This is a genomic window from Thiolapillus sp. (genome assembly GCF_048562965.1).
GTDB lineage: Bacteria > Pseudomonadota > Gammaproteobacteria > Chromatiales > Chromatiaceae > Thiolapillus > Thiolapillus brandeum_A.
Genome location: NZ_JBHNMF010000304.1, coordinates 1 through 4,053 on the forward strand (window position 1 = coordinate 1; position 4,053 = coordinate 4,053).

Sequence of the window (4,053 nt, forward strand, 5' to 3'; positions counted from 1 at the left end):
CCTATTGCCGCATCTCCAGTTACCTGCAGACCATGGCAAATCAGGGATACAATCCGCTGGTCGCCATTCAAATGGCCTTTTCGGGACAGCTCTATGCTGATAGGGGTGAGTAGTTACCCATCCGTTTCGGTTATGGTGGGCTCAGGGACCATGGCGTCACTGTTGTGCATGATCGGGTGGTTTCCATCGACACTGACAGGCGGGTTGTAAGGACCAGAGGCGGGCAGCGCTTCAGTTATGACCGCTGCATCCTGTCTCCCGGCGTGGATTTCCGCTGGGATACCATCGACGGCTATGATGCCAGGGTGGCGGAGAGCATTCCCCACGCCTGGAAAGCTGGTGAGCAGACCCTGATCCTGCGCAGACAACTGGAGTCCATGCCGGATGGCGGTACCGTGCTCATCGTGCCGCCTCCAAATCCTTATCGCTGTCCTCCCGCTCCCTATGAACGCGCCTCCCAGATTGCCCATTACCTGAAAACCAGCAAACCCCGCTCCAAGATCCTGATACTTGACCCCAAGGACAGTTTTTCCATGCACGATCTGTTCACCGATGCCTGGAAACGTCACTATGGCTATGGCACGGACAACAGCCTGATCAGCTGGATCAGTGGCGCAGAAGGTGGCCGGGTGGAAGCCCTGGATGCCTAAGCCATGCGCGTGCAGGCGCTGGTGGAGGACTTCAAAGCGGATGTGATCAACATTATTCCCGCCCAGAAAGCGGGCAAGATCGCCTTTGATACAGGCCTGACCAATGATAAAGGCTGGTGCCTGGTCGATGGTGGCAGCTTTGAGTCCTTGCTGCACAAGAATATCCATGTCCTCGGGGATGCCTGCGTGGCCGAACCGCTGCCCAAATCCGGTTACGTGGCTAACTCGGACGCCAAGGTCTGTGCTGCCGCTATTGTCGCGGCTTTCAATCATGGCAAGGCGCCACAGCCTTCATGGATCAACAGTTGTTACAGCATTGTTGCCCCGGGGGATGTGTTTTCGGCAGTCATGGTTTACGGCTACAAGGACGGAAAAATCGTCAAGGCAAAGGGTGCTGGTGGCCTTACTCCCCGGTCGTTTGATCCGGAGATGCGCGCCAGGGAAGAGCAGTATGCCTATTCCTGGTTTAGGAATATCACGGCGGACGTGTTTGGCTGGCGGTCTGTGGCACAATATGCCCATGACGCATCGTATTCACGCACTTCCTTCCCAACTGATCAACCAGATCGCTGCCGGCGAGGTTGTGGAGCGCCCGGCTTCAGTGATCAAGGAGCTGGTCGAAAACAGCCTGGATGCAGGTGCTGCTTCAGTGGACGTGGAAGTGGTGCAGGGCGGGGTAAAGCGGATGCGCGTACGGGATGATGGTCTGGGCATCTCACGCGACGATCTGGCCCTGGCCTTGTCACGTCATGCCACAAGCAAGGTGGCTTCCCTGGAGGATCTCGAAGGTATCCGGAGCATGGGCTTCCGGGGGGAAGCGCTGCCCAGCATCGCATCGGTTTCGCGTCTGCTGCTGACTTCCAGAGAGCACGGTGCTGACGAGGCCTGGTCTCTTGATGGCGATGCGGGAGAACCCGCCCCGGCGGCGCATCCGCAAGGCACCACGGTGGACGTGCAGGACCTGTTCTACAACACACCCGCCCGGCGCAAATTCCTGAAAACCGAGAAGACCGAGTTCCGTCACCTGGAACTGGTACTGCGGCGCCTGGCGCTCGCGCGCTTCGATGTGGCGTTCAAACTGCAGCACAACGGCAGGCCCGTGTTTTCCACGCGCCGCGCCGACAGCGTGCGTGAGCGGGAGACGCGCATCGCGGAACTGCTGGGGCAGAGCTTCGTGGATAACAGCCTGCGTTTCGAGCACGAGGCGGCTGGCCTGCGCCTGTCGGGATGGATCGGCCTGCCGGCCTTTTCCCGCAGCCAGGCGGACATGCAGCATTTCTTCGTCAACGGCCGTATGGTCAGGGACAAGCTCGTGACCCACGCCATCCGCCAGGCCTATCAGGATGTGCTCTATCACGGCCGCTATCCGGCCTACGTGCTCTACCTGGAGCTGGCCCCGCAGCTGGTGGATGTGAATGTGCACCCCACCAAGCATGAAGTGCGCTTTCGTGAAGGCCGTCTGGTGCACGACTATCTGTTTCGCACCCTGCACCAGGTGCTTGCCGATGCGCGCCCGGAAGACATGGGGGCGCCCATGGAAGCTCCGCCACGCCCGACAGCCCCTGTTGCAGCAGGAGCGGCAGTATCACGGGGCACGGATATGCCGCCGTTGGTCAGGGAGTCGGCCGAATCCTACCAGTCGGCTTTTCACTGGCAGAGTCCGGGGTCAGCTCCCTCCCCGCAAAGTCTGCAGCTTCCGCCGGCGCCTTTGCCGGAGGAGGGTGAAGTGCCCCCGCTGGGTTATGCACTGGCGCAGCTCCACGGGGTTTACATCCTGGCGCAGAATGCCGCCGGGCTGGTCGTGGTGGATATGCATGCCGCCCACGAGCGCATTACCTACGAACGCTTGAAAAATTCCCTGGAAGGACAGGGCATCAAGAGTCAGCCGCTGCTGGTGCCCGTGTCCGTCAAAGTCAGCCCCAGGGAAGTACAGCTTGCCATGGATACCCGTCCATTGCTTCAGGAGCTGGGGCTGGAGCTCGATCAGCTGGACAGGGATACGCTAGTCATCCGCGCACTGCCAACCCTGCTGGAAGGCGCAGATGCGGAAAGCCTGGTGCGCGATCTGCTGGCGGACCTGGTGACCCACGGCAGCAGTGAGCGTATCCGTGAAGCCCTCAATGAAGTACTTTCCACGGTGGCCTGTCACGGTTCGGTGCGTGCCAACCGGCGGCTGGCGGTGGCCGAAATGAATGCACTGCTGCGGGATATCGAAAACACGGAACGTAGCGGTCAGTGCAATCATGGCCGGCCAACGTGGACACAGCTCTCCATGGCTGAACTGGACAAGCTATTCCTGCGCGGGCGCTGATGGATCATCAGAAACTACCCCCTGCCATTTTCGTCATGGGACCCACCGCGGCGGGAAAGACGGAGCTGGCGGTGGCGCTGGCGCAGGAACTGCCGGTCGATGTGATCAGCGTGGATTCTGCGCTGGTGTACCGGCACATGGATATCGGTACGGCCAAGCCGGGGCCGGAACTGCTTGGGGAAGTGCCCCACGCCCTGGTGGATATCTGCGAACCGGAAGAAACATACTCTGCAGCACGTTTTCGAAACGATGCTCTCGAAAAGATGCAGGAAAGCGCCCGCGCCGGCAGGATTCCTCTGCTGGTGGGGGGCACCATGCTCTATTTTCGTGCCCTGGAGCATGGCCTTTCCGACCTGCCCGAGTCGGATACGCAGATTCGGGCAGGTCTGCAAAGACGCCTCGAAAAGGAAGGTTCCGCCGTGTTGCACCGTGAACTGTCCCAGCTGGACCCCCGGGCGGCACAACGCATTCATGCCAATGATCCGCAACGCATACTGCGCGCCCTGGAGGTGATGGAGATCAGCGGCAAACCCCTTTCCCTGTTACAGGAACAAAAAGGAGAAAAGCTGCCTTATGAAGTCATCAAACTGGTAAGGGCGCCAGCCGAGCGTGCCGTGCTGCATGAACGCATCGCAAAACGCTTCGGGCTGATGCTCGAACAGGGTTTCGAGGAAGAGGTGCGCCGGCTGATGGCGCGGCCCGGGTTTTCGGAGCAGCTGCCGTCCATGCGGGCAGTGGGCTATCGGCAGATGATCGGGTATCTGCTGGGGCGTATGACTGAGGAGGAAATGCGGGAAAAAGGTATCATTGCCACCCGTCAGCTGGCCAAGCGGCAGTTTACCTGGCTGCGGCGGGAAAATTCTGTGGACTGGCTCAACGAAGAGCAGGGGGATATTTTCGATCAGGCGATGAAACTGATTGATTCAAAAGGAATTTTATAATCACATAAAATAATTGCCAAGTGTTGACCTTGTCTAGAGTTTAGAGTAAGCAACATTGTTCCACCGTATATTTTCGGGTGAAATAAAGTTGCTATTTTGTTCATACTGCCCGTTAGAGCTTGTTCTATACGCTGATTGCTGCATCCTGCTC

The 4,053-nt window shown here is 59.1% G+C and carries 5 protein-coding genes; 4 read left to right on the forward strand and 1 reads right to left on the reverse strand.

Annotation, left to right across the window (positions count from 1 at the left end; all coding sequences use genetic code 11):
• Positions 1 to 164: 164 nt before the first annotated feature.
• From ACOCD2_RS13675 to miaA, 4 genes are read left to right on the forward strand one after another with little or no spacing between them, the layout of a single operon-like run.
• Complete coding sequence (locus ACOCD2_RS13675; RefSeq protein WP_293650439.1) at positions 165 to 650, forward strand: NAD(P)/FAD-dependent oxidoreductase; 486 nt, start codon at positions 165 to 167, stop codon at positions 648 to 650.
• Positions 651 to 653: 3 nt separating this feature from the next.
• Positions 654 to 1,352 (forward strand): FCSD flavin-binding domain-containing protein, encoded by a 699-nt coding sequence (locus tag ACOCD2_RS13680; protein WP_293652714.1) that lies wholly within the window; start codon positions 654 to 656, stop codon positions 1,350 to 1,352.
• A complete protein-coding gene (gene mutL / locus ACOCD2_RS13685) occupies positions 1,234 to 2,961 on the forward strand; it encodes a DNA mismatch repair endonuclease MutL (RefSeq protein ID WP_293652716.1) in 1,728 nt (575 codons plus the stop codon). The genes ACOCD2_RS13680 and mutL overlap by 119 nt, the downstream gene beginning before the upstream one ends.
• Complete coding sequence (miaA, locus tag ACOCD2_RS13690) at positions 2,961 to 3,902, forward strand: tRNA (adenosine(37)-N6)-dimethylallyltransferase MiaA (RefSeq protein WP_293649713.1); 942 nt, start codon at positions 2,961 to 2,963, stop codon at positions 3,900 to 3,902. Before mutL ends, miaA begins: the two co-directional genes overlap by 1 nt.
• Here miaA and ACOCD2_RS13695 read toward each other — a convergent pair.
• A partial coding sequence (locus tag ACOCD2_RS13695) for a hypothetical protein (RefSeq protein ID WP_293649715.1) occupies positions 3,863 to 4,053 on the reverse strand: 191 nt, incomplete at its 5' end. The genes miaA and ACOCD2_RS13695 overlap by 40 nt on opposite strands.

Excerpts from the sequence above, each read along its gene's own strand:
- ACOCD2_RS13680 (WP_293652714.1), top strand. The coding sequence starts at position 654 with ATGCGCGTGCAGGCGCTGGTGGAGGACTTCAAAGCGGATGTGATCAAC.
- miaA (WP_293649713.1), top strand. The coding sequence starts at position 2,961 with ATGGATCATCAGAAACTACCCCCTGCCATTTTCGTCATGGGACCCACC.